Here is a 22,995-nt window from a genome sequence, read left to right as displayed (position 1 = left end):
GTATGACTGCGCGACGGGGTCGCGGCAGGTGCCGTACTCGCGCTGGAACAGGCGCCGTCGCGGCTGCGAGCAGCCCCCCCAGCCCCTTTGCAAGGCCCGCCGGGCGGGAGCCTGGTTGCATAGGCAAGGCGCCGGGGGGCCGGTATACTCCGGTCCAATTACGCTTTGATCACAAGGATTCCGCCATGAAGCGACTGCTTCTTCCCTTCGTCGCGCTCGCCGTGCTCAGCGCCGCGCTCGCCGGCTGCGGCCAGAAAGGCCCGCTCTACCTGCCGGACGACCAGCAAGCCCAAAGCAAGCACAGCAAGGACCGCTACGGTCTGTAAGGGAGCAGCACATGGAGGCATTCAACGTCCGTGACGGGCAACTGTTCGCGGAAGGCGTGGCGTTGTCGACCATCGCCGAGCGCTTCGGCACGCCCACCTACGTCTACTCGCGCGCTCACATCGAGCAGCAGTTCCGTTCCTATACCGACGCCCTGCAGGGCCTGCCGCACCTGGTCTGCTTCGCGGTCAAGGCCAACTCCAACCTGGCCGTGCTGAACGTCCTGGCGCGCCTGGGCTCGGGCTTCGACATCGTCTCGCGCGGCGAGCTGGAACGCGTGCTGGCCGCCGGCGGCGACCCGGCCAAGGTGGTGTTCTCCGGCGTCGGCAAGACCCGCGAGGACATGCGCCGCGCCCTGCAAGTGGGCGTGCACTGCTTCAACGTCGAATCCACCATGGAGCTGGAGCGCCTGCAGGAAGTGGCCGCGGAACTGGGCGTCAAGGCGCCGGTGTCGCTGCGGGTGAACCCGGACGTGGACGCCCAGACCCACCCCTACATCTCCACCGGGCTGAAAGAGAACAAGTTCGGCGTCGACATCGACGATGCCGAGGCCATCTACGCCCGCGCCGCCGAGCTGCCGAACCTGGACGTGAAGGGCGTTGACTGCCACATCGGCTCGCAGCTGACCCAGCTCGAGCCCTTCCTCGACGCCCTCGACCGCCTGCTGGCGCTGGTCGACCGCCTGGCCGCGCGCGGCATCCTCATCCGCCACCTGGACCTGGGCGGTGGCCTGGGCGTGCGCTACCGCGACGAAACCCCGCCGCCGGCCAGCGACTACATCCGCGCCATCCGCGAGCGCCTGGGCAGCCGCCAGCTGACCCTGGTGTTCGAGCCGGGCCGCTACATCGTGGCCAACGCCGGCCTGCTGCTGACCCGCGTGGAGTATCTCAAGCACACCGCGCACAAGGACTTCGCCATCATCGACGCGGCGATGAACGACCTGATCCGCCCGGCGCTGTACCAGGCCTGGATGGAAGTCAGCCCGGTCGTCCCGCGCGCTGGCGAGAAACGCACCTACGACCTGGTCGGCCCCATCTGCGAGACCGGCGACTTCCTCGCCAAGGGCCGCGAGCTGGCCCTGGAGGAAGGCGACCTGCTGGCGGTGCGCTCGGCTGGCGCCTATGGTTTCGTCATGAGTTCCAACTACAACACCCGCGGCCGCGCCGCCGAGGTGCTGGTGGATGGCGAGCGGGCCTTCGAGGTGCGCCGCCGCGAGACCGTCCAGGAGCTTTACGCCGGCGAAAGCCTGCTGCCGGAGTGAGGCCGAGACCATGTTACTGCGCTTCACCAAGATGCACGGGCTGGGCAACGACTTCATGGTCCTCGACCTGGTCAGCCAGCACGCCCACGTGCTGCCCCGCCACGTCAAGACCTGGGGCGACCGCAACACCGGCGTCGGCTTCGACCAGCTGCTGATCGTCGAGCCGCCGGGCACCCCCGACGTCGACTTCCGCTACCGCATCTTCAACGCCGACGGCAGCGAAGTGGAACAGTGCGGCAACGGTGCGCGCTGCTTCGCCCGCTTCGTGCTGGACAAGCGCCTGACCATGAAGAAGACCATCCGCGTCGAGACCAAGGGCGGCATCATCGAGCTCAGCGTCGCCAACGACGGCCAGGTCACCGTGGACATGGGCGCGCCGCGCCTGGCGCCGGAACAGGTGCCCTTCGTCGCCGACGCCGAGGCCACCAGCTACACCGTGGACGTCGACGGGCAGAGCGTCGAACTGGCCGCCATCTCCATGGGCAACCCCCACGGCGTGCTGCGGGTGGACAACGTCGACACCGCCCCGGTGCGCACCCTGGGCCCGCAACTGGAGGTGCACCCGCGCTTCCCGGCCAAGGCCAACATCGGCTTCCTGCAGGTGCTCGACGCCAACCATGCGCGCCTGCGCGTGTGGGAACGCGGCGTCGGCGAGACCCTGGCCTGCGGCACCGGCGCCTGCGCCGCCGCGGTGGCCGGCATCCGCCAGGGCTGGCTGCGCTCGCCGGTGCAGATCGACCTGCCGGGCGGCCGCCTGAACATCGAGTGGGCAGGCCCCGGCCAGCCGGTTATGATGACCGGGCCCGCCGTGCGGGTGTACGAAGGCCAGGTCCGCCTGTAACCCGAGACGCCAAGCCGAGACGCCCATGACCGAGAACAGCCCGGAACACCGCCCGCCGCTGGATGCCGAACAGGTCGCCGAGTACCTGCGCCAGCATCCCGAATTCTTCGTCGAGCACGACGAGCTGATCCCGGAGATGCGCATCCCCCACGAGAGCGGCAACGCCGTCTCGCTGGTGGAGCGCCAGGTGCGCCTGCTGCGCGAGCGCAACATCGAGATGCGCCACCGCCTGGCGCAGCTGATGGACGTGGCCCGCGACAACGACCGGCTGTTCGACAAGACCCGCCGCCTGGTGCTCGACCTGCTCGACACCACCAGCCTGGAAGACGTGGTCAGCACCGTGGAAGACAGCCTGCGCCACGAATTCCAGGTGCCCTACGTCAGCTTCATCCTGTTCAGCGACAACAACCTGCCGGTGGGCCGCTCGGTGAGCAGCGCCGAGGCGCACCAGGCCATCGGTGGCCTGCTCTCCGGCGGCAAGACCGTGTGCGGCGTGCTGCGCCCCCACGAGCTGGCCTTCCTGTTCGGCGAAGCCGAGCGCGACGGCGTCGGCTCGGCGGCGGTGGTCTCGCTGAACTACCAGGGCCTGCACGGCGTGCTGGCCATCGGCAGCCCGGACCCGCAGCACTACAAGAGCTCCCTCGGCACCCTGTTCCTCGGCTACGTGGCCGAGGTCCTGGCCCGCGTCCTGCCGCGCTTCTCCACGCCGCTGCGGTCGGTACGCTAGAAAGGCGGCGGCAAGCCTCAAGTTTCAAGCCGCAAGCAGAGCGACGCGGTGGAAGCCGGGCTTTTCACTTGGAGCTTGAAGCTTGAAGCTTGTAGCTGACATCGATGCCTTTCTCGAACACCTGCGCAGCGAGCGCCAGGTGTCCGCGCATACCCTCGCCGGCTACCAGCGCGACCTGCTCAAGATGGTGGCGCTGTGCGAGAAGAACGGCATCGCCGACTGGGCCGACCTGCAGGTGCGCGAGCTGCGCGCGCAGGTCGCCCGCCTGCATGCACAAGGCCTGGCCAGCCGCAGCCTGGCGCGGCTGCTCTCGGCGGTGCGCGGGCTCTACCAGTACCTGATCCGCGAGGGCCGCTGCCGGCACAACCCCGCCGACGGCCTGGCCGCGCCCAAGGCCGCGCGCAAGCTGCCGCGCACCCTCGATGCCGACCGCGCCGGGCAACTGCTCGACGGCGCCCTGGAGGACGACTTCATCGCCCGCCGCGACCAGGCCATGCTGGAGCTGTTCTACTCCTCCGGCCTGCGCCTGTCCGAACTGGTCGGCCTGGACCTCGACGGCCTGGACCTGTCCGCCGGCCTGGTGCGGGTGCTCGGCAAGGGCAACAAGGTCCGCGAGCTGCCGGTGGGGCGCGCCGCGCGCCAGGCCATCGAGGACTGGCTGCCGCTGCGCGAGCAGGCCCGCCCGGCCGACCGCGCGCTGTTCGTCGGCCACAGCGGCAAGCGCCTGACGCCGCGCGCCGTGCAGCTGCGCGTGCGCCAGGCCGGCGTGCGCGAGCTGGGCCAGCACCTGCACCCGCACATGCTGCGGCATTCCTTCGCCAGCCATATCCTGGAATCCTCCCAGGACCTGCGCGCGGTGCAGGAGCTGCTCGGCCACGCCGACATCGCCACCACGCAGATCTACACCCACCTGGACTTCCAGCACCTGGCCAAGGTCTACGACCAGGCCCACCCCCGCGCCCGGCGCGGCAGGAAAGACAGCGATACAGGAGCCGAGGAATGAGTATCCAGCTGGTCACCTTCGACCTCGACGACACCCTCTGGGATGTCGCCCCGGTGATGAACAGCGCCGAGGCCACCCTGCGCGAGTGGCTGGCGGCGAACGCCGCGCAGCTCGGCCCGGTGCCCATCGAGCACCTGTGGGCGATCCGCGCACGGCTGATGCAGCAGGACCCGATGCTCAGGCACCGCCTGAGCGAACTGCGCCGGCGCATCCTCCTGCACGCCCTGCTCGACGCCGGTTATCCACAGGCGGAAGCGGCGGACCTGGCCGAGGCCGGTTTCCAGGTCTTCCTCCACGCGCGCCACCAGGTCAGCCTGTTCCCCGAAGTGCACCCGACACTGGAAGCCCTGGCCAACCGCTTCATCCTCGGCGTGCTCACCAACGGCAACGCCGACGTGCGCCGCCTGGGCCTGGCCGACTACTTCCAGTTCGCCCTGTGCGCCGAGGAACTGGGCATCGGCAAGCCCGACCCGAAACCCTTCCAGGAAGCGCTCAAGCGCGCCGGCGTGGCACCGCAGCAGGCAGTGCACATCGGCGACCACCCCAGCGACGACATCGCCGGCGCCCGCCGCGCCGGCCTGCAGGCCATCTGGTTCAACCCGGCGCGCAAGGCCTGGGACGGCGAGGAAGCCCCCAGCGCGATCATCCACAGCCTCGCGGAACTGCCCGGGGTGCTGGCGCGCCTGTAGGGCGGATGACGCCCCAGGCGTTATCCGCCGTTTCCGCGAACTCGGAAACCCAATTGGCTTGAGGCTTGGTGTAGCGCGCCGCACCGAGTGCGTTGATATCTCTCGTTTCGCCCCCTCGGGCGAGTCCCTTTTGTCAAACGGTGGAAGGCCACCCCCGCAAAAAGGAACCAAAAAGGCTTGCCCCGACATACGGGCCCGATGAAGCCGGGCTACCCTCACGAATTCCCCCGCCACGGAGGCCCGCCCCGACAGCACGTCCCTGTGCTGATCGGGGCTCTAGCGACATCCATGTCGCATGACCTCCTGAGCGCCGGTTTCGCTCGGCCTTCTGAAGGGGCGTTCCGGTGCGCTCGGTTGTTTCTCTGGAAGTCCAAAATCAACAGCGGCACTGCTCTTCGTAGGAGCGAGCTTGCTCGCGAACCGCCGTTATTGGACTCCCGCGTTCGCGGAAATGACGGGGGGTGGTTAGGCGTTTCAGGATGACTCAGGATTCTCCCTTCGCTCAGGACAGCCCCCTCTCCCTTCAGGGCGGGGCGCGCAGCCGAGGGTTGGGGAGAGGGCGCTCTTGAACCCAACACCTACGTCACCGGTAACCACTGTTCGCGAGCAAGCTCGCTCCTACGAAAAGCCGCCCCTGCAGGAACGGCACCTCACCACCTGCCCGCCCCCACAGGCCGTCACAAAGAAAAAGCCCGCCGCTCCCCTGGCGGGGAGGGCGGGCTTTTTCACGACGTCGCCCTCAGATAGGGCGGCTGCCGTATTTGCTGTCCGGCTTCTTCGGCGGATCGGCGACCACGTTGGGCTCGATCTCCTGGACCTTGCCACCACGGGAGAGGAAGTCTTCCATGGCCTTGGCCAGGGCGTCGCGCTCTTTCTGCTTGGCCTCGACCGAGGGCAGTTCCTCTTCTTCTACGACTGCCTTGGCTTTCTTGCCGCCAGAGGAAGCCGGGGCCTCGTCGGCTTCGCCTTCGGCGTCGCCATCGTCAGCTGCAGCCAACTCCTCGCCGTCGTCCTCGTCGCCGCTTTCCAACTCGTCTTGTTCCAGTTCTTCGTCGCTCATTATTCAACCTCGTGGTGCTGCAAAGCAGGTTAGTTATAGCCCAGCCGCGCGCTTTGACGAACGCTGCCGGAAAAAATTCACAGAGCCTCGCCCTGCAGGGTCGCCAGCACCTTGCGCGGCCCGCCGTGATCGCGGTGTTCGCCCAGGTAGATGCCCTGCCAGGTGCCCAGCGCCAGTCTCCCGGCGCTGACCGGCAGGGTCAGCTGGCAGCCCAGCAGGCTGGCCTTGAAGTGCGCGGGCAAGTCGTCCGGCCCTTCGTAATCGTGCTCGTAGCCACGCTCGCCCTGCGGCACCAGGCGATTGAAGAATCGCTCGAAGTCCCGCCGGACCGAGGGGTCGGCATTCTCGTTCAGCGTCAGCGACGCCGAGGTGTGCTGCAACAGCAGGTGCAGCAGGCCGGCCCGGCAATGCGCCAGGTCCGGCAATGCCGCCAGCACCTCGTCGGTGACCAGGTGGAAACCGCGCGACCGCGGGCGCAGGGTGATCAGGGTCTGCTTCCACATGGCGGGGCCTCCTGTTGGCTACCGATCGGGGCGCATTCTAGCGAAGCGCAGAAAAAAACAAAGGGCGCCCGAGGGCGCCCTTCGTCGAACCCGAGCGAACTTACAGGTTGTAGCCGCGCTCGTTGTGCAGGGCCAGGTCCAGGCCCACGGTTTCTTCTTCCTCGGTGACGCGCAGGCCGATGACCAGGTCCAGCACCTTGAGGATCACGAAGCTGACGATACCGGTGTAGACGATGGTGAAGGCCACGCCCTTGAACTGGATGAACAGCTGGGCGCCGATGTCGGTGACGGTGCCGAAGCCGCCCAGGGCGGGCGCGGCGAACACGCCGGTCAGCAGGGCGCCGACGATGCCGCCGACGGCGTGCACGCCGAAGGCGTCCAGGGAGTCGTCGTAGCCGATGGCGCGCTTGAGGCTGGTGGCGGCGAAGAAGCAGATCACGCCGGCGGCCAGGCCGAGGATGATCGCGCCCATCGGGCCGCAGGTGCCGGCGGCCGGGGTCACGGCCACCAGGCCGGCGACCACGCCCGAAGCGATGCCCAGGGCGCTGGGCTTACCGTGGGTGATCCACTCGGCGAACATCCAGCCCAGGGCGGCGGCGGCGGTGGCGATCTGGGTCACCAGCATGGCCATGCCGGCGGTGCCGTTGGCGGCGGCGGCGGAACCGGCGTTGAAGCCGAACCAGCCCACCCACAGCAGGGCGGCGCCGACCAGGGTGTAGCCCAGGTTGTGCGGGGCCATGGCGGCGGTCGGGTAGCCCTTGCGCTTGCCCATCACCAGGCAGGCCACCAGGCCGGCGACACCGGCGTTGATGTGCACCACGGTGCCACCGGCGAAGTCCAGTACACCCCAGTCCCACAGCAGGCCGCCGTCACCGCTCCAGACCATGTGCGCGATGGGGCATAGACCAGGGTGAACCACAGGCCGGTGAAGATCAGCAGCGCGGAGAACTTCATGCGCTCGGCGAAGGCGCCGACGATCAGCGCCGGGGTGATGATCGCGAAGGTCATCTGGAACATCACGAAGACGCTTTCCGGGAACAGCGCCGAGGCGGAGGTCAGGCCTTCGCTGGTCAGGCCGCTGAGGAAGGCCTTGTCGAAGCCGCCGACGAAGGAGGCGAAGTTGATCACGCCCTTCTCCATGCCGACGGTGTCGAAGGCCAGGCTGTAGCCGTAGACGACCCACAGGATGCTGATCAGCGCGGTGATCGCGAAGCACTGCATCATGATCGACAGGACGTTCTTGGCGCGCACCATGCCGCCGTAGAACAGCGCCAGGCCGGGGATGGTCATCATCAGCACCAGGGCGCTGGAAATCAGCATCCAGGCGGTGTCACCACTGTTCAGGACGGGGGCCGCTGCCTCGTCGGCCATGGCCAGTGCGGGCATTGCGAGGGGCAATAGGGCGCCTAGCCCTGCGAACTTGCGCAGAGTCATTGTTGTTTCTCCTGGGGCGGGGGGTTCGGTTGGCTTAGATGGCGTCGGTACCGGTCTCGCCGGTACGGATGCGGATCGCCTGTTCCAGATTCACGACGAAAATCTTGCCGTCGCCGATCTTGCCGGTGTTGGCGGCCTTGGTGATGGCCTCGATGACGCGGTCCAACTGGTCATCGGCGATGGCCACATCGATCTTCACCTTGGGCAGGAAGTCGACGACGTATTCCGCACCACGGTACAGCTCGGTGTGCCCCTTCTGCCGGCCGAAGCCCTTGACTTCGGTCACAGTGATGCCCTGCACGCCGATCTCGGACAGCGACTCGCGCACGTCGTCGAGCTTGAACGGCTTGATGATGGCTGTGACTAGCTTCATGAAACTCTCTCCCGTGTTTTGGTGGACTCGCCCCAGGAAAACGAACCCGGGGACAAGTCTAAGCGCAGTGTCTGGCTTTGTAACGCGCCGGCCGCCCTACCTCAGCACTCCGACCTCTTCCAGCCGCTTCCCGCGAAGCGCTCGTCAGCTCCGCCAGCCGCACCGGACCTGCATCGGTGCACGCTATGTCAGCGCCGAAGCAGGAACCTTGCCAGCTCGGCGAAAAGCCCGCCGATTCAGCCTCTTAGCGAAAAACAGCGGCGCCGGGGCGATGGCCGGGTGCCATGTCGCGCACCAGAACCGGGCAGTCATGCCGCCAAGCCTGCGCAAAAATCGTGCAGCGCCCCCTTTTTCCCGCCAACCCGGGGGCCGACCTGGGCCATCCGGGCTGCGCCATAGGGAAGAGGCTCGACCAGCGCTGGACCAGGGCCATCTCTCCGAAGGGATTTTCCGAAAGCCTGAAGGCAAGTTCCTCAGCATCCGAGCGGGCGTCGCCGCAGGAGTCGAAAGACCTATCTTTCGCCGATTTGCGGAAAACCAGCGATGAGCCTTCTCCCCAGCCGCCGCGCCCGGTCCGGCCAGACGAAACCCACGCCCGCCAACCACTTCAGGCAGGACATCAACGGCCTGCGCGCCCTGGCGGTGGTCGCGGTCACCCTCTATCACTTCGACGTCGGCGGACTGGACGGCGGATTCGCCGGCGTGGATGTGTTCTTCGTGCTCTCCGGCTACCTCATGGCGGGGATCATCGGCACCGGCCTGCAGCGTGGCGACTTCTCCGTCCTGGCATTCTACTGGGCCCGGGCCAGACGCATCCTTCCGGCGTTGCTGGTGGTCTGCGCGGTCGTGCTGGCCGTCGGCTGGCTGCTGCTCGCGCCAAACGACTACAAGACCCTCGGCCGGCACGCCCGACAGTCCCTGGCCTTCCTGTCCAATCACCTGTATCTGAAGGAAGCCGGCTACTTCGACAGCGCCAGCCAGGCAAAATGGCTGCTGCACACCTGGTCGCTGTCCGTCGAGTGGCAGTTCTACCTGGCGTTGCCGCTAATCCTCGCCCTCGCCTGGAAGCTGCTGCCCCGGCGCGGCACGCTCGTGGGCGTGCACCTGGCGCTGTTCTCCTGCTCGCTGGCGCTGTGCATCACGCTGACCGCCAGCCATCCGGAAAAGGCTTTCTACCTCCTGCCCGCCCGCGCCTGGGAAATGCTCCTGGGCGGGTTGTGCTTCCTGCTCTGCTCGAACCTCGGGCTCCCGGCGACGGCGCGGCGCCTGCTGGAAGCCGGCGGCCTGGCGCTGATAGGGGCGTCGGTGTTCCTGCTCGACGAGTCCGCCGCCTGGCCCGGTGCGCTGGCGCTGCTGCCGACCCTGGGAACCGCCATGGTGCTGGCGGCCCGGCGGGAAGCCTCGTCGTGGTGCACCCATGGCGCCGTTCAGTGGCTGGGCACGCGTTCCTACTCCCTGTACCTGTGGCACTGGCCGCTGGTCGCCTGGCTGTTCCATGCCGGCCACCGGCAAGCACCCCTGTGGATCGCCGCAGCCCTGCTGCTGACACTATTGCTGGGCGAGCTCTCCTACCGGCTGGTGGAACAACCGACGCGGCGCTGGCTGGGCACTAGCCGGCGAGCGTTCGCCGTGGCCGGACTGGCCGGCCTGATGATCCTTGCCGGCTACATGGCGCAGGTGGTGGTCAGGGCGAAAGGCTTCCCGCAACGGATGCCCGCGGACATCCTGGCGATGCGGGAACAGGCCCTGCAGGGCACGCCGCGCAACGGGGAGTGCCTGAGCAAGGGCGCGGGCTGCGTGTATGGCGGGCCGGACATCCAGGCCATGCTCATCGGCGACAGCCACGCCGCCTCCGTGGTCACCGCCGCGCAACTCGCACTGCCTGACGCCGGCCAGGGCATCTACCTGCGGGCCGCGCCGGCCTGCCTGCCGGTTCCCGGGCTGCACATCCGCGAACACCCGCGCGACAACCCGGAGGACACCTGCAACCGCATGCGCCGGCAGTTGCCGGCCGAACTCGGCGACGCGCCCAGCCGGGTGCCGCTGATCATCGTTACCCGCACCTCCGTCTACCCGCTGGGTTACAACGGCATCGACCAGAACCGCAAGAACCGGCCGCAGGCCTACGTCAGCTCGCCCGTGGACGAGCCCAGCAGCGAATGGCTCGAGGCGTTCACCCGGCTCTACATCGACCACGCCTGCGCCCTGGCGCGGCAGCGCCCGGTCTACCTGGTGCGGCCGATACCGGAAATGCGCGTCGACGTGCCGGATGTGATGAGCAGGAAGATGCTCCAGGGGAAGGCGCCGCAAGTCACCCTCAGCCGGGCCGACTACGAGGCGCGCAACGGCTTCGTCTGGGGCGTGCAGGACCGCGCCCGCGAAGCCTGCGGCGTGAACATTCTCGATCCGCTTCCCTACCTGTGCGACGAAGGGCAGTGCTACGGCGGCCGGGAAGGACAGGCCTACTACGCCGATGACAACCACCTGAACGCGGCGGGCAGCCGGCTCCTGGCGCCCATGTTCGCCAAGGTCTTCGCGGACCTGTCCACGGCCCAGGCCGATGCCCCGCGCTAGCACGCAGAACCTGCGGCGGCTGCCCCGGTCCGCGCCAGCGGCACCGGGCAGCGTGATAGACTCCCCACCCAGTCCCAACTGGAAACCCTCGCCATGCTGCCGCCCAAAGCCTTCCTCGACGCCCTCGGCCAACAGGCCATCCGCCTCTTCGGCGGTGAATCGCCGCTGCCCCGCGCCGAGCTGGAGGCGCAGTTCAAGGTCCTGCTGCAGAGCGCCTTCGGCAAGCTCGACCTGGTCAGCCGCGACGAGTTCGACAGCCAGATGGTGGTGCTCGCCCGCACCCGCGCCCGCCTGGAGGCGCTGGAAGCCAAGGTCGCCGAACTGGAGGCCAAACTCGCGCCGCCCGCCGAGGCCGAATGACCTGGCGCGTGGCTGCACGGCATCGACTTGGGCCGGCTTACGAAAGCCCCCTTCCATTGCCCCTGACCAACGAGAAGTTTCCTACCGGACATTAGCGCCCTTACAGCGGCAGCGAGCATGACCCCGGCATCAGTGACCTCCTAAACTCGGGGTTTGCTCTGGAAGAAGCTGCCCTGCCATGTCCCTGGCCATCGTCCACAGCCGCGCCCAGGTGGGCGTGGAAGCCCCCGGTGTCACCGTCGAGGCGCACCTGGCCAATGGCCTGCCGTCGCTGACCCTGGTCGGCCTGCCGGAAACCGCGGTCAAGGAAAGCAAGGACCGCGTGCGCAGCGCCATCCTCAACGCCGGCTTCGAGTTCCCCGCCCGGCGCATCACCCTCAACCTCGCCCCGGCCGACCTGCCCAAGGACGGCGGGCGCTTCGACCTGGCCATCGCCCTGGGCCTGCTCGCCGCCAACGGCCAGTTGGCCGGCGCCAACCTGGACGGCCTGGAATGCCTCGGTGAACTGGCCCTGTCCGGCGCCCTGCGCCCGGTCCAGGGCGTGCTGCCGGCCGCCCTGGCGGCGCGCGCGGCGGGCCGCGCCTTGGTGGTGCCGAAGGAAAACGCCGAGGAAGCCAGCCTGGCCAGCGGCCTGACCGTCTACGCCGTGGGCCACCTGCTGGAGCTGGCCGCGCACCTGACCGGCCAGGCGCCCCTGCCACCCTACCAGGCCCGCGGCCTGCTGCGGGAAACCCCGCCCTACCCCGACCTCGCCGAGGTCCAGGGCCAGGCCGCGGCCAAGCGCGCCCTGCTGGTGGCTGCCGCCGGGTCGCACAACCTGCTGCTGAGCGGTCCGCCGGGCACCGGCAAGACGCTATTGGCCAGCCGCCTGCCGGGGCTGCTGCCGCCGCTGAGCGAAGACGAGGCGCTGCAGGTGGCGGCCATCCACTCCGTGTCCGGGCGTGGGCCGCTGACGCACTGGCCGCAGCGCCCGTTCCGCCAGCCGCACCACAGCGCCTCGGCCGCCGCGCTGGTGGGCGGCGGCAGCCGGCCGCAACCGGGGGAGATCACCCTGGCCCACGAAGGCGTGCTGTTCCTCGACGAGTTGCCGGAATTCGACCGCAAGGTCCTGGAAGTGCTGCGCGAGCCCCTGGAAGGGGGAGAAATCGTGATCGCCCGGGCCAACGGCCGGGTGCGCTTCCCGGCGCGCTTCCAACTGGTGGCGGCGATGAACCCCTGCCCCTGCGGCTACCTCGGCGACCCCAGCGGCCGCTGCCGCTGCACCCCGGAGCAGATCCAGCGCTACCGCGCCAAGCTGTCCGGCCCGCTGCTGGACCGCATCGACCTGCACCTGACCGTGGGCCGCGAGACCACGCGCCTCGTCCCCAGGAGGGCTGCCTGGGCAGCGCCGAGGTCGCCGCGCAGGTGGCCCGCGCCCGCGAGCGGCAGATGGCGCGGCAGGGTTGCGCGAACGCCGTTCTCGACCTCAAGGCGATGCACCAGAATTGTGCACTGGACGACCAGGACCAGGCCTGGCTGGAAACCGCCGGCGAGCGCCTGGACCTGTCCCTGCGCGCCCTGCACCGCATCCTCAAGGTCGCCCGCACCCTGGCCGACCTGGAAAGCGCCGAGCGCATCGCCCGGGCGCACCTGGCCGAAGCCCTGCAATACCGCGCCGGGCACTGAAGCTCAGCAGCGCCAGAACGGCCGCAGCGCCTCGATGCGCGCCTGCTCGCGGGAAATGCCGATGTCGCGCAGCTGTTCGTCGCTGAGTTCGAGCAGTTGCCTGCGCGTGCGCACCCGCCGCCAGAACTGCCGCCAGCGACTTTCCGCCGGGCCGCGCGGGACCAGCTTGCCGTCGTCGAGGCCGAGCAGTTCGCGCTGGTACAGGGTCAAGCGCACATCTGTCATGCCGTTCATGTCGCCCCTCCTTCTCCGAGCCTGTGGATAGGGTGGCGAATGGGCTCGCTTCATTACAGATTCAAAGAAATGGAATTTTTTCCATACAGAAAGCGGAAAAAACCAACTGAATGGCGTATTTTTGCCCGATCTGTACTGGTCTTCGCCGCCATGGCGCGGCACGGGGCAACTGTCATGAAGCGCTACGCACAACTGGCCAGCACCCTGGGCGAACGCATCGAGCAGGGGCTTTACCGCCCCGGCGACCGCCTGCCCTCGGTGCGCGCGCTAAGCGAGGAGCACGGCGTCAGCATCAGCACCGTGCAGCAGGCCTACCGGGTGCTGGAGGATGCAGGGCTGGTCGAGCCGCGGCCCAAGTCCGGCTTCTTCGTCCCCGAACGACGCCCGCAACCGGCCATGCCGGCGATGACCCGCCCGGCGCAGCGGCCGGTGGACGTATCGCAGTGGGACCAGGTGCTGGAGCAGGTGCGCCGCGCCCCCGGCGGCGATTTCGTCCAGCTCGGCCGCGGCACCCCGGACATCGCCAGCCCTTCACTCAAGCCGCTGCAGCGCGCCATGGCCAATGCCGCGCGGCGCACCGACCTGCAGGCCCTGGGCTACGAAGGCATCCAGGGCTCGCTGGCCCTGCGCGAACAGATTTCCCGGCTGATGCTGGACTCCGGCTGCCAGGTGCCGCCCAGCGAAATCGTCATCACCACCGGCTGCCAGGAGGCCCTGGCCATCACCCTGCACGCCATCTGCCAGCCGGGCGACATCGTCGCCATCGACTCACCGAGCTTCCACGGCGCCATGCAGGCGCTCAAGGCGTACGGCCTGAAGGCCCTGGAAATCCCCACCGACCCGACCAACGGGGTGAGCCTGGAAGCCCTGGCGCTGGCCATGGAGCAATGGCCGGTGAAGCTGATCCTGCTCACCCCCAACTGCAACAACCCGCTGGGCTACATCATGCCCGACGCGCGCAAGCGCGCCCTGCTCAGCCTGGCCCAGCGCTACGACGTGCCCATCCTCGAGGACGATATCTACGGCGAGCTGGCCTATGCCTACCCGCGGCCGCGTAGCATCAAGTCGTTCGACACCGACGACCGCGTGCTGCTGGCCAGCTCCTTCTCCAAGACGGTGGCGCCGGGCCTGCGCACCGGCTGGGTGGTGCCGGGGCGCTACCTGGACCGCATCCTCCACTTCAAGTACATCGCCAGCGGCACCTGCGCGCCGCAGCCGCAGATGGCCCTGGCCGAGTTCGTCGGCGGCGGCCACTACGAGCCGCACATCCGCCGCATGCGCGCCCAGTACCAGCGCCACCGCGACCTGATGACCGACTGGATCGCCCGCTACTTCCCCGAGGGCACCCGCGCCACCCGGCCACAGGGCGGCTTCATGCTCTGGGTGGAACTGCACCCGCAGTTCGACAGCGTGCGGCTGAACCGCGAACTGCAGGCCGAGCGCGTGTAGGTGGCGGCCGGCAGCATCTTCTCGGCCTCCGGCAAGTACCGCAATTGCCTGCGCCTGAACTACTCCAACCGCGACCTGCCGCGCATCGAAGAAGCCGTGCGCAAGGTCGGCGCCTGCGCCACGCGTCTGGTGGAGGAGCTGCACGCCGAGGCCGGGGAAGACACAGCCCTGGCGTGAGGAGGCACGGTCGTAGGAGCAACTGTCTTGCGGCCCGCGCCGAAATGCTCTTCGTAGGAGCGAGCTTGCTCGCGAATAAACCCCGCTGCGAAGTCCGTTCGCGAGCAAGCTCGCTCCTACAGGTTGCCGGAAGGTGTGGCATTTCCCTGTAGGAGCGGGCCCTGCCCGCGATTTCGCGCGCAGGGCGCGCTCCTACAGTGGAATGGCGTGGGTGAGCGGCGTAGGAGCGGATCTCATCCGCGAACCGCGCCGGAACCTCCGGCTATCGCGGACGAAGTCCGCTCCTACGGGGGAACGCCGTGCCTCGGGGCAATATGGGGTCGAAACATTTATCCACAGCACCGCTCACGCCCGGCAGCGCGGGACTGCGATACTCGCGACCCGCCTCCCGGAGACCGCCATGACCAGCCTGATCCTCGGCCCGCTCGCCATTCCCATGCCCCAGGCCCTGCTCTACCTGGGCTTCCTCGCCGCACTGCTGGGCGGCTGGCTGGCCGGGCGCAGGCGTGGCGGCAACCCCGAGGGGGCGCTGTTCGCCATGCTCCTGGCCGGCCTGCTGGTGGCGCGCCTGGCCTTCGTCGCGCGCTACGCAGGGCAATACGCGGCGGCGCCCTGGGGCGTGCTGGACATCCGCGACGGCGGCTTCCTGGCCTGGCCGGGCGCACTCGCCGCGGCATTGCTCGGCACCTGGCTGGCCTGGCGCAACGACGGCCTGCGCCGGCCGCTGGCCATCGCCCTGGTGACAGGCGTCTGCGTCTGGGGAGGCGGCACCGCGCTGGTCTCCGCCCTGGACCGCGGCCAGCGACTGCCGGCCCTGGCGCTGAGCGACCTTCAAGACCGGCCGGTGAATCTCGGCCAGTTGGACGGCCGCCCGTTGGTGGTCAACCTCTGGGCCACCTGGTGCCCACCCTGCCGGCGCGAGATGCCGGTGCTGGAAGCCGCCCAGCAGGCGCGCCCGGACGTACGCTTCGTGCTGGCCAACCAGGGCGAGTCGGCCGAGGCCGTGGCCGGCTTCCTCGCCAGCCAGCACCTGAAGCCCCGGGAAGTCCTGCTCGACAGCGGCAACCAGTTCGGCCAGGCCACCGGTGCCTACGGCATGCCGACCACGTTCTTCTACGCCGCCGACGGCCGGCTGCGCCACAGCCACATGGGCGAGTTGTCCGCTGCCAGCCTGGAGCATGGCCTGCAGCAGTTGGCCGAGCCCCGGCGCTGAGCCGGGGCGTGATAACCGACCAAACTCACGCCGAACTCGATACCAAATGACCGGAGCGCATCCTGAACCTCATTACAGGCTTTTCTATTAAACGATAAGTCATCGCCGAAAAGGCAATTACGCAAATCAACGCCAGGAAACTCATGACAGAGTTCTGGTATGCACTACCGGAGAGGATATCGAATTTCTCGACGATGGAAAGAATCGGCATATGAAAGAGATAAACTCCATATGACCAATGCCCTAGTGCCTCAAGAGCCCGTCGGAAGAGCAAACCAATCCGCGACACGCGGATAAGCTGCGGCTTGGCGTAAAGCATCGTAAAGCCCAGGAACCAGAGTCCAAGCAATGGCAAGAGAAGGTAGAGAGTGAAGGCGTCAACCTTGCCTTTCTGAAACAGAGCATCTCCTACAATTCCAGTTCTCGCGAACATCAGCAGAATCAACGATGCCAGTGAAACTTTGAAAAACAATTGGCCACGCACAGTACCTCTCCGAGATTGACCATTGACATAAAAGGCCGCAATCCCGCCCAGAAGAAACACTTCGAAATTGTAAATCACATCATGGTGAGCCAGTCGGTTCCATATCACGCGACTCATTAAAAAGCCATCGTCATAAGGAATATCCCAGAATACAATTGCGCTGTATATAAAGTATGCAAGAATAATGAAGAGCAAGGCTCCAAGCGCACCAAGGCTCAAGCAGAGCCAACGCATGAAAAAGAACAAGACTGGCGCCAGGACGAAGAAAACCACCTCGACAGGAAGGCTCCAGTAAACATGATTGAAAATTATGCCACCATCAATCTTATATGCACCAACGAACCCAAACAAAGCCAGAGTCTCATCCCAGCGATAGAATGACTCGGGCCAATAGATCAAGACACAGGCGAGAATAGAAAAATAATACAACGGCAACACTCTCAACGCTCTATTTCTGTAGTCCCCCAAACACCTAAAATAGAACCCGGCTCATAACGACCGAGTATAAAGTTCTGGGTAATCAGAAACCCACTCAAGCAGAAAAAAACAAGAACCGGTATGTAGCCGAAGGGTCGCAACAGCCACTCCAGGTGGGAGGTACCAAGAGCCGTATAGAACTCAAACGGATAATGTCTCAACACCACTGCAAAGGCGCAAGCCCCTCGCAGAATGAGCAGATAGTCGAATGACTGGAGGGAGCTATCTCTTTTTTCCAAACTGTAAAACTCTCACAAAGTCTAAAAATATAAAATCTGAAAATTTCCAGCCCCTGCAAGCAGCTCACGACTAACAGAATCACCAAGCCTGGCTTGAACGCCAAGTTTAGATCCGATTAACCTTGCAACTTAGATCCTCTCCCGCCGAGAGTAAACAAACCTACAAAGGGGAGTAAAATCCCGTTTAGGTTCGACTGTATTCAGGTGATCTATATTAAACTTATCGATCAAAATCAATTAATTTACGATCAAGAAAATAGCGGATCAATAACTCACCATTACCACTATATCCAACAGCTATAGCTCTTATATCTTGATTTATCTCACCGAGCATTACGACCCGAAAAAATATCACTAGCCAACCTTTACCCTCTTGTAACAGTTGGACCAGTTCTTCCGCCAACACCTACTGACCGTCCAAATTCCACAGTTGGGTTTCCACGTGCACCTATTCCAACAATCGAATATTTTTGGAATACGTTCAGCATTCAATTTCTTTCGAAATTGAGTCCCTGGCCAGAATCAAAGCATCTACAAATCCAGACAACGGAACTTTCAGGCTTGAACTACCTAGCCCGACAAAAATTTCTAACTCTAACCTATCCCTCCCCATATCTTGATTAATCTGAGCGACAGGCTCTCCTTTATATTGGACCTCGATGGTCAGTTTCTTATAGCGACAATCGCTATATCCTAGTAACTCGAAGTCTTTGTCAATTTCAAGCTTCATGCCGTCCCTTGACGTCTAGAAATCCAGAAAAAGATCCAGCGCTATTGTAGTGCGACCTCGTTCAATATGACGCTCGATCCTCCAACCCGCCTTAACTCAGGTTAGAAAATTTAAAGCCTCGAATAAAAAAGCCACTCCATTTAACAAGCCGTCAACCCGTCACTAAACTGCAGAAAAGAGCCTGGACTATTAGTAAAACTTTCAATATGAGAGGAAATACGCGAAAGGCATGAAAACTAGATGTTCCCTATATCTAGCAGTTACCCGCGCAAGCAGCAACTCAACTACCAAGCAGGATTGTCTTTTTTGGCTTTCTTTACTGCTTCAAGCCAATCGTCCCATGCTGCAGGATCTGGCGGTCCCGAGTTATCAGACAAGACTGTCCAATCAAGAGAGCTAAGTATTATCGCTATGTCCTCAGATTTTGTTAGCTCATATTCATGTTCAAGAAAGTAAAACATCGCACAAAAAGCTTGTTCTAGAGTCAATCTTTTATCATTTTCCATCTTTACTTCCTCTTGGCTTAAGTGATGCCAATCCTCTTTCAGGGTCATATGGCTTAGGTGCTTTATTAATTCCGCCATTGATCACCTGGCCTCCTCTTGTTTGCACCCATGCCTGGCTACCATCCGGCAATAACTTCGCAGACCAGATGGTTCCGTGGCGATCCACCCCAAGCACTGATTTATTGTCATTCGCCAAGTTTGTAAGTAACTCTCGATTGGCGGGATTATCGGGTATGTGTCCTTCAGCCTTTCTAAAGATATGACCAACTCGGTTTTCAGGTATTGCTATTGTTGCTTTTGCAGCAATGGATCCTTCCTTTGCCAGAATATACCCCCGCCTGAGTACATTCCCGGCCAAACCTCCCACCAAATGAGCCGCTACAGCCTTGCCCACCTCCGCCTGCGCGGCCTCCATTCCGCCCCTGCGGTACTCGGAATAGATGCCATGGATCGTCAATCCAGCATCCAGCACACCCAACGCGGCGGCCACCCAACGTCCATCCGGATCGCTGTAGCCGTAGGGATTGTTCAGGGAATAGGCATAGCGATTGAAACTTCCCGGTGTTTCCTCGCTGGCCTCCTTCGGATCCACCGACAGGAATCGCCCTATCAAGGGGTCGTAATAGCGAGCCCCGGCATAGACCAGGCCGTTGGCCTGGTTCTGCGCATGACCGGTGAAACCGAGCGTGCCGTAGCCCTGGTAGCCGGGGCGGTCCTGGCGTTCTCCATAGGGCCGGTAATGCTCTCGCCAGAGCAGGTTTCCGGTTTCGTCGGTGGCAGCCACCGGCGAGCCCAGATGGTCGTTGTGGTAGTAGGTGACGAAGACCTCGTTGGCGTTAACCATGCCGCAGAGCAGCAGCAGGCAAAGGCCAGCCAGCTTTATCCATTGACGCATGATCGTTCCCCCTGGCCGATAGTCAGAAAACGGTGCCCTGGCGACCATTCACCGGGTAGCGCTTTTCCTTGCAGTTGGAGACGCCGTTGCCGTCGTCGTCGACGAACTCGCATTGCATGCGGGAGGCGATCCGCTCATCCGCCAGGTAGATGTGCTCGACGAACCCGCCATCGACGGGAAAGTCCTCGCGCAGCAAGCGCCCCTCCTGGCCATACAGGGAGAACACCTGGGTGCCGTTGGCGAATGCAGTCGCACTGCGGTAGCCACGTGGATCGTAGCGGTAGGTTTCGCTGGGGAAGGGACAGTCCCATTGCGGGCTGATGCAGTACTGCAACATCTGGCTCGCGTTGTTATACATGTAGCGCGACCGTCCCTGGGTGACGTTGCCTCGATTGTTGTAGGTGAAACCGACATTCAGGGAGCCATTGAGCGCGGCAAGGCGCCCCTGGCCGTCGTAGCTGTAGTCGATCCGGGCGCCACCGGTCTGCTGGAAGGTCAGGTCGCCGCGGCCGTTATAGCCATAGCTCGCTTCACCCCAGGCGCCATTGGCGGACACGAGGCGGTTCAGCCCGTCGTAGCGCATCGACTGACTGTGACGGCCATCCACCTCGTCGACCAGTTGGGTCAGGTTACCGGCAGTGTCATAGCCATAGCGCAGCGCCATGGGCACGTTGAACTGCGGTAGCCCGCCCACGCGCCTGTCGGTCGGGCGCAGGCGCCGGGGGTCCTGGCCGATGCTCAGGGTCCTGCCGTTGGCGTAGGTCAGCGAGCGTAGCGCGCCATTGGCATGGAAGCTGACGCCATGGGCGAAAGCACCCACCTGGGTCGGGCGCCCATACACATCGGGGTTGTAGAAGACCTCAAGGCCACTGGGGTAGGTGATGGTGTGCAACTGGTCCCGCGAGTTGTAGCCATACCCCATGGTCAGCGCGCGCGATGCGCCGGGCTCGGTGAGGGTCTCGCGGATGATCTGGTCGTGGGCGTTGTAGGCGAAGTCCCAGACAGTGCCCTGATAGGACGTCTGGCGCACCAGCCGGCCACCCGGATCGTAGCTGCGGGTGAACGTCTGTACGCCGCCATAGCTGCTCGACACCAGGCGGTTCATGGCGTCGTAGATGAAATGGTCGGTGGCCGCCGCACCGACCTTGCGGCTGATACGGTTGCCTACAGCATCGTACCCATACTGGGTCGTCAGGGTTTCCGGGTTGTATTCGCTCACCAGGAAACCACGGCTGTCATAGGCATAGGTGCGCCGCAGGCCACCCTGTTCGAGCACGGTGACGCGCCCCAGGGGATCACGGCCGACACGGGTGACGACGCCCCCGGCTGTTCGATGCGTACCCGTTCGCGTTGGTCCGGGTCGCCATAGGCCAGGTAATGGCTGGTAGTCGCGTTGCCGTTCTCGTCCCACTGCGTCTGGACGTTGCCTGCGCCATGGGCGGTCGTGGCGGCGCTGCCATCGGCATGGCGCACTCGCGTGAGCCGCCCGAGGCCGTCGTACTCGTAATATTGGGCATGGGGATTCAGCCCCCCGTAGCCGGGCAGCGAAAGACTTATCTTCTGGCCATCCGCCCGGTAGATGGCAGCAGTCTCGATGGTCGATGCACCGCCGGCCTCGATCTGGACGATGAGCTGGCCCAGGGAGTTGTATTGCCTGGCCAGCGTATAGCCGGCACGAACGGCCGTCTGCATGACGCCCGTGGGACCGAAGGCATAGTTGATGTCGTAGCGGGTATGGCTGCTTTTCGGTAACTGGATGCGGGTTACCCGGTTCATCGCGTCGTAGGTATAGCTGCTGACCCGGCCCAATGGATCGGTCAGCGACGCCAGGGTGCCGGTAGGGTTCACCGTACGCCGGACCAGCCCGCCATCGGCCTGGCGAGTCAGCCTGGGAATTCCCCGGAAGTGGTCGGCATACGTGGTGACATGGCCATTGGCATCGGTCTCGCTGGTCAGGTCGCCACCGGCACTGTAGGCATAGCGAGTGACCACGCCGAACATTGATTTCTGTGCCAGCCGGCCGCTGCCGGTATAGCTGTTGGCTATCTCGCCGGGAATACCCGAAATGGATTGGTGGGAAACCTTGCCGAGCATCCAGCGCCCGCCCGGACGGGTATAGCGAAACCGGGTCGTCCTGCTGCCCTGCCCCTGCTCGGCCACGGTCAACGGCTGGCCGTAGGCATCGTGGGTGTAGCGGGTCACATAGGTGGCGCCATCCTGGGTGATGGCGCGCTGGACCAGTACGGGGGCCCGGGTCCTGTTCTCGACGAGCAGGTTGTAGCGGCGCATTTCCTTCTGCGGGGAAATCTCCTGGCGGTCCCAGGCGTAGGTCTCCTCACGCAATGTCGGCCCGCAGCCCACTCCCGCCCGGCCAGTCATGGTCTTGCGCACCAGACTGCCGACCTTCCACAGGCCCTGGTCGACACCCGAGGCGCCATTGGCGATGGTATTGGTACCTACATGCTCGTAGGTGACGCACTGCAGCGGCCCTCGCTCGAAGGTCTGGTCGTTCCCGGGAGCGAAGCCCTTGACGTATTGGTACTCCCAGACGAGGTCGCGCGGCTGCGTTCCCAATATCCCGGACAGGGTCCTGCGCTGTACGACGTTGAGCTTCTCCGCAGGATCGACGCCCATCTGCTGGAAGCCGTATGCGTAACCGACACGCAGGCCGAGCGGACTGGTCATGCCGGTCATCGAGAAACGACCGGGCACGGTACCCACCAACGAGTTCGCATTGTTGTAGGCATACGCCCAGCGAGTGCCGTCGGGGTAGTTCACACTGGTCAGGTAGTGGGGCTTGGCTCCGACGTTCCAGTTGGCGTCGGCATAGCCGTAACCGATGCTGACGCCATTGGCGGAAACGCCCGTCAGCACGGCCCTCGGGCCATTCTCGTCGTGGTAGCTGAAGTCGACCACGCGTCCATCCGTCGCCGTGATGCGCTTGAGCAGGTGATGCCGTGCCAGTTTGTTGGATTTCGAAATGTTGTAGCTGAAGTCGAGGGCATTTCCGTCGGCATCTTCGATGCGCGTGACGAAATAGCTGCGCAGTTGCTTGTCCGGAGAAACGGTGCCAAGGAGGTCGAAGACGTACTTCCGGCCATCGGGGGAGAACACCAGCAGACCGCCATCCCCTTGTTCTGCTTGGTGGGAAGGCAGCGGCCGATCCAGCGCGCCTTGCTGACGAAGGCATGATCGCTGCCATCGCCATTGGCCAGGACATGCCGCGAACCATCGGGTAATTCGAGAATGGGATTGAGGTTGGAGGCCACCTGCCCGATCTGGCAGCCGCGATTGTTGTCGGACTGGGCAAGACGATTGTAGGTATCCGAAACCCAGAGACGCCCGAAGTGCAGGTCCCATCCCGTACCGAAGGGCGTCCTCTCGATGTGGCCGTTGCTGTATGGCCCCGGGAATTGGTGACACTCTGATAGTTACGCAGCACCTCGATATCCAGGCCGCCGTTGCCCGGAATGAACAGGTCCCTGGTCACTATCTTCAGCGCTCCGCTGAAGGGGTCGATGCTGTCGACCTGTTCGCCATCGGCGAACTGCCGGTTGCTGTTGAAGCCGGGCTCCTGATACGAGCCGACCGCTGCAGCGTTGAAATCCTCGCTGGCAGCCAGGGAACCGATCGGCGCGAGCAGGGCGAGCACGGCCAGGACGCGAAAGGCTGGCGAACCGACGGGCATGGGCGCTCTCCTGAAATGCAGACCGGGCGGACAATCCGCCCGGTCCCATTCAGGTGAAGCTACAAGCAGTGCCCTGGAGAAATTCCCAC

Annotated in this window: 20 protein-coding genes and 3 pseudogenes; 12 read left to right on the top strand and 11 right to left on the bottom strand. The window is 64.8% G+C overall.

Going from position 1 to position 22,995, the window contains the following annotated elements; all coding sequences use genetic code 11:
* Window positions 1–185: 185 nt before the first annotated feature.
* The 6 genes from PKO50_RS32095 (at window position 186) to PKO50_RS32070 (ending at window position 4,845) form a co-directional block, all read left to right on the top strand.
* A complete protein-coding gene (locus tag PKO50_RS32095; protein WP_009614052.1) occupies window positions 186–326 on the top strand; it encodes a lipoprotein in 141 nt (46 codons plus the stop codon).
* Window positions 327–337: 11 nt separating this feature from the next.
* Complete coding sequence (lysA, locus tag PKO50_RS32090; protein WP_275628264.1) at window positions 338–1,585, top strand: diaminopimelate decarboxylase; 1,248 nt, start codon at window positions 338–340, stop codon at window positions 1,583–1,585.
* A gap of 10 nt (window positions 1,586–1,595) precedes the next feature.
* Window positions 1,596–2,426, top strand: a complete 831-nt coding sequence (dapF, locus tag PKO50_RS32085; protein WP_109932730.1) for a diaminopimelate epimerase — start codon at window positions 1,596–1,598, stop codon at window positions 2,424–2,426.
* Window positions 2,427–2,451: 25 nt separating this feature from the next.
* Complete coding sequence (locus PKO50_RS32080) at window positions 2,452–3,153, top strand: DUF484 family protein (protein ID WP_089390804.1); 702 nt, start codon at window positions 2,452–2,454, stop codon at window positions 3,151–3,153.
* 82 nt (window positions 3,154–3,235) lie between these two features.
* Complete coding sequence (xerC, locus tag PKO50_RS32075; protein WP_275628263.1) at window positions 3,236–4,156, top strand: tyrosine recombinase XerC; 921 nt, start codon at window positions 3,236–3,238, stop codon at window positions 4,154–4,156.
* Window positions 4,153–4,845, top strand: a complete 693-nt coding sequence (locus tag PKO50_RS32070; RefSeq protein WP_109932734.1) for an HAD family hydrolase — start codon at window positions 4,153–4,155, stop codon at window positions 4,843–4,845. Before xerC ends, PKO50_RS32070 begins: the two co-directional genes overlap by 4 nt.
* Window positions 4,846–5,584: 739 nt before the next feature.
* Here PKO50_RS32070 and sutA read toward each other — a convergent pair.
* From sutA to glnK, 4 genes and pseudogenes are all read right to left on the bottom strand, one after another.
* The gene (gene sutA, locus PKO50_RS32065; protein WP_275628262.1) at window positions 5,585–5,905 is read right to left on the bottom strand and encodes a transcriptional regulator SutA; all 321 of its coding nucleotides are present in this window, start codon (window positions 5,903–5,905) and stop codon (window positions 5,585–5,587) included.
* A gap of 77 nt (window positions 5,906–5,982) precedes the next feature.
* Window positions 5,983–6,408, bottom strand: coding sequence for a secondary thiamine-phosphate synthase enzyme YjbQ (locus PKO50_RS32060; protein WP_109934393.1), 426 nt, complete (start codon window positions 6,406–6,408; stop codon window positions 5,983–5,985).
* A gap of 100 nt (window positions 6,409–6,508) precedes the next feature.
* A pseudogene (locus tag PKO50_RS32055) lies at window positions 6,509–7,842 on the bottom strand (ammonium transporter).
* Between the two features lie 34 nt (window positions 7,843–7,876).
* Window positions 7,877–8,215 (bottom strand): P-II family nitrogen regulator, encoded by a 339-nt coding sequence (gene glnK / locus PKO50_RS32050; RefSeq protein ID WP_003457590.1) that lies wholly within the window; start codon window positions 8,213–8,215, stop codon window positions 7,877–7,879.
* Window positions 8,216–8,758: 543 nt separating this feature from the next.
* Here glnK and PKO50_RS32045 point away from each other — a divergent pair.
* The 3 genes and pseudogenes from PKO50_RS32045 to PKO50_RS32035 all read left to right on the top strand — a co-directional run bounded on the left by PKO50_RS32045 (window position 8,759) and on the right by PKO50_RS32035 (window position 12,814).
* A complete protein-coding gene (locus PKO50_RS32045; protein ID WP_275628261.1) occupies window positions 8,759–10,789 on the top strand; it encodes an acyltransferase family protein in 2,031 nt (676 codons plus the stop codon).
* A 93-nt stretch (window positions 10,790–10,882) separates the two neighbouring features.
* Window positions 10,883–11,149 carry an accessory factor UbiK family protein gene (locus PKO50_RS32040; protein WP_275628260.1) on the top strand — a complete coding sequence of 89 codons (267 nt, stop codon included), beginning with the start codon at window positions 10,883–10,885 and terminating at the stop codon, window positions 11,147–11,149.
* A 178-nt stretch (window positions 11,150–11,327) separates the two neighbouring features.
* Window positions 11,328–12,814 (top strand): annotated as a pseudogene (locus PKO50_RS32035) (YifB family Mg chelatase-like AAA ATPase).
* A gap of 3 nt (window positions 12,815–12,817) precedes the next feature.
* Here the strand turns inward: PKO50_RS32035 and PKO50_RS32030 are convergent.
* On the bottom strand, window positions 12,818–13,048 hold the full coding sequence (locus PKO50_RS32030; protein ID WP_275628259.1) for a DUF1127 domain-containing protein: 231 nt from the start codon (window positions 13,046–13,048) through the stop codon (window positions 12,818–12,820).
* 174 nt (window positions 13,049–13,222) lie between these two features.
* Between PKO50_RS32030 and PKO50_RS32025 the strand changes: the two are divergent.
* Both PKO50_RS32025 and PKO50_RS32020 read left to right on the top strand, forming a co-directional pair.
* A pseudogene (locus PKO50_RS32025) lies at window positions 13,223–14,674 on the top strand (PLP-dependent aminotransferase family protein).
* Between the two features lie 400 nt (window positions 14,675–15,074).
* On the top strand, window positions 15,075–15,887 hold the full coding sequence (locus PKO50_RS32020) for a redoxin family protein (protein WP_275628258.1): 813 nt from the start codon (window positions 15,075–15,077) through the stop codon (window positions 15,885–15,887).
* Window positions 15,888–15,912: 25 nt separating this feature from the next.
* Here PKO50_RS32020 and PKO50_RS32015 read toward each other — a convergent pair whose 3' ends face one another.
* The 6 genes from PKO50_RS32015 to PKO50_RS31990 form a co-directional block, all read right to left on the bottom strand.
* Window positions 15,913–16,839: an acyltransferase gene (locus PKO50_RS32015; RefSeq protein WP_275628257.1), complete on the bottom strand. Its 927-nt coding sequence runs from the start codon at window positions 16,837–16,839 to the stop codon at window positions 15,913–15,915.
* 729 nt (window positions 16,840–17,568) lie between these two features.
* The gene (locus tag PKO50_RS32010; protein ID WP_275628256.1) at window positions 17,569–17,817 is read right to left on the bottom strand and encodes a hypothetical protein; all 249 of its coding nucleotides are present in this window, start codon (window positions 17,815–17,817) and stop codon (window positions 17,569–17,571) included.
* 284 nt (window positions 17,818–18,101) lie between these two features.
* Window positions 18,102–18,323 (bottom strand): hypothetical protein, encoded by a 222-nt coding sequence (locus tag PKO50_RS32005; RefSeq protein ID WP_275628255.1) that lies wholly within the window; start codon window positions 18,321–18,323, stop codon window positions 18,102–18,104.
* On the bottom strand, window positions 18,313–19,218 hold the full coding sequence (locus PKO50_RS32000; protein ID WP_275628254.1) for an RHS repeat-associated core domain-containing protein: 906 nt from the start codon (window positions 19,216–19,218) through the stop codon (window positions 18,313–18,315). Before PKO50_RS32000 ends, PKO50_RS32005 begins: the two co-directional genes overlap by 11 nt.
* A 22-nt stretch (window positions 19,219–19,240) precedes the next feature.
* On the bottom strand, window positions 19,241–20,494 hold the full coding sequence (locus PKO50_RS31995; RefSeq protein ID WP_275628253.1) for a hypothetical protein: 1,254 nt from the start codon (window positions 20,492–20,494) through the stop codon (window positions 19,241–19,243).
* Window positions 20,434–22,332, bottom strand: a complete 1,899-nt coding sequence (locus tag PKO50_RS31990; RefSeq protein ID WP_275628252.1) for a hypothetical protein — start codon at window positions 22,330–22,332, stop codon at window positions 20,434–20,436. The genes PKO50_RS31995 and PKO50_RS31990 overlap by 61 nt, the downstream gene beginning before the upstream one ends.
* Before the next feature lie 286 nt (window positions 22,333–22,618).
* Between PKO50_RS31990 and PKO50_RS31985 the strand changes: the two genes are divergently transcribed.
* Window positions 22,619–22,963, top strand: coding sequence for a hypothetical protein (locus tag PKO50_RS31985; protein ID WP_275628251.1), 345 nt, complete (start codon window positions 22,619–22,621; stop codon window positions 22,961–22,963).
* The last annotated feature ends 32 nt before the right edge of the window (window positions 22,964–22,995 follow it).

Source organism: Pseudomonas sp. 273, from assembly GCF_029201425.1.
Classification (GTDB): Bacteria; Pseudomonadota; Gammaproteobacteria; order Pseudomonadales; family Pseudomonadaceae; genus Pseudomonas; species Pseudomonas delhiensis.
The sequence above is the reverse complement of the archived record's forward strand: the minus strand, read 5'-3'. Positions and strand labels throughout refer to the sequence as shown.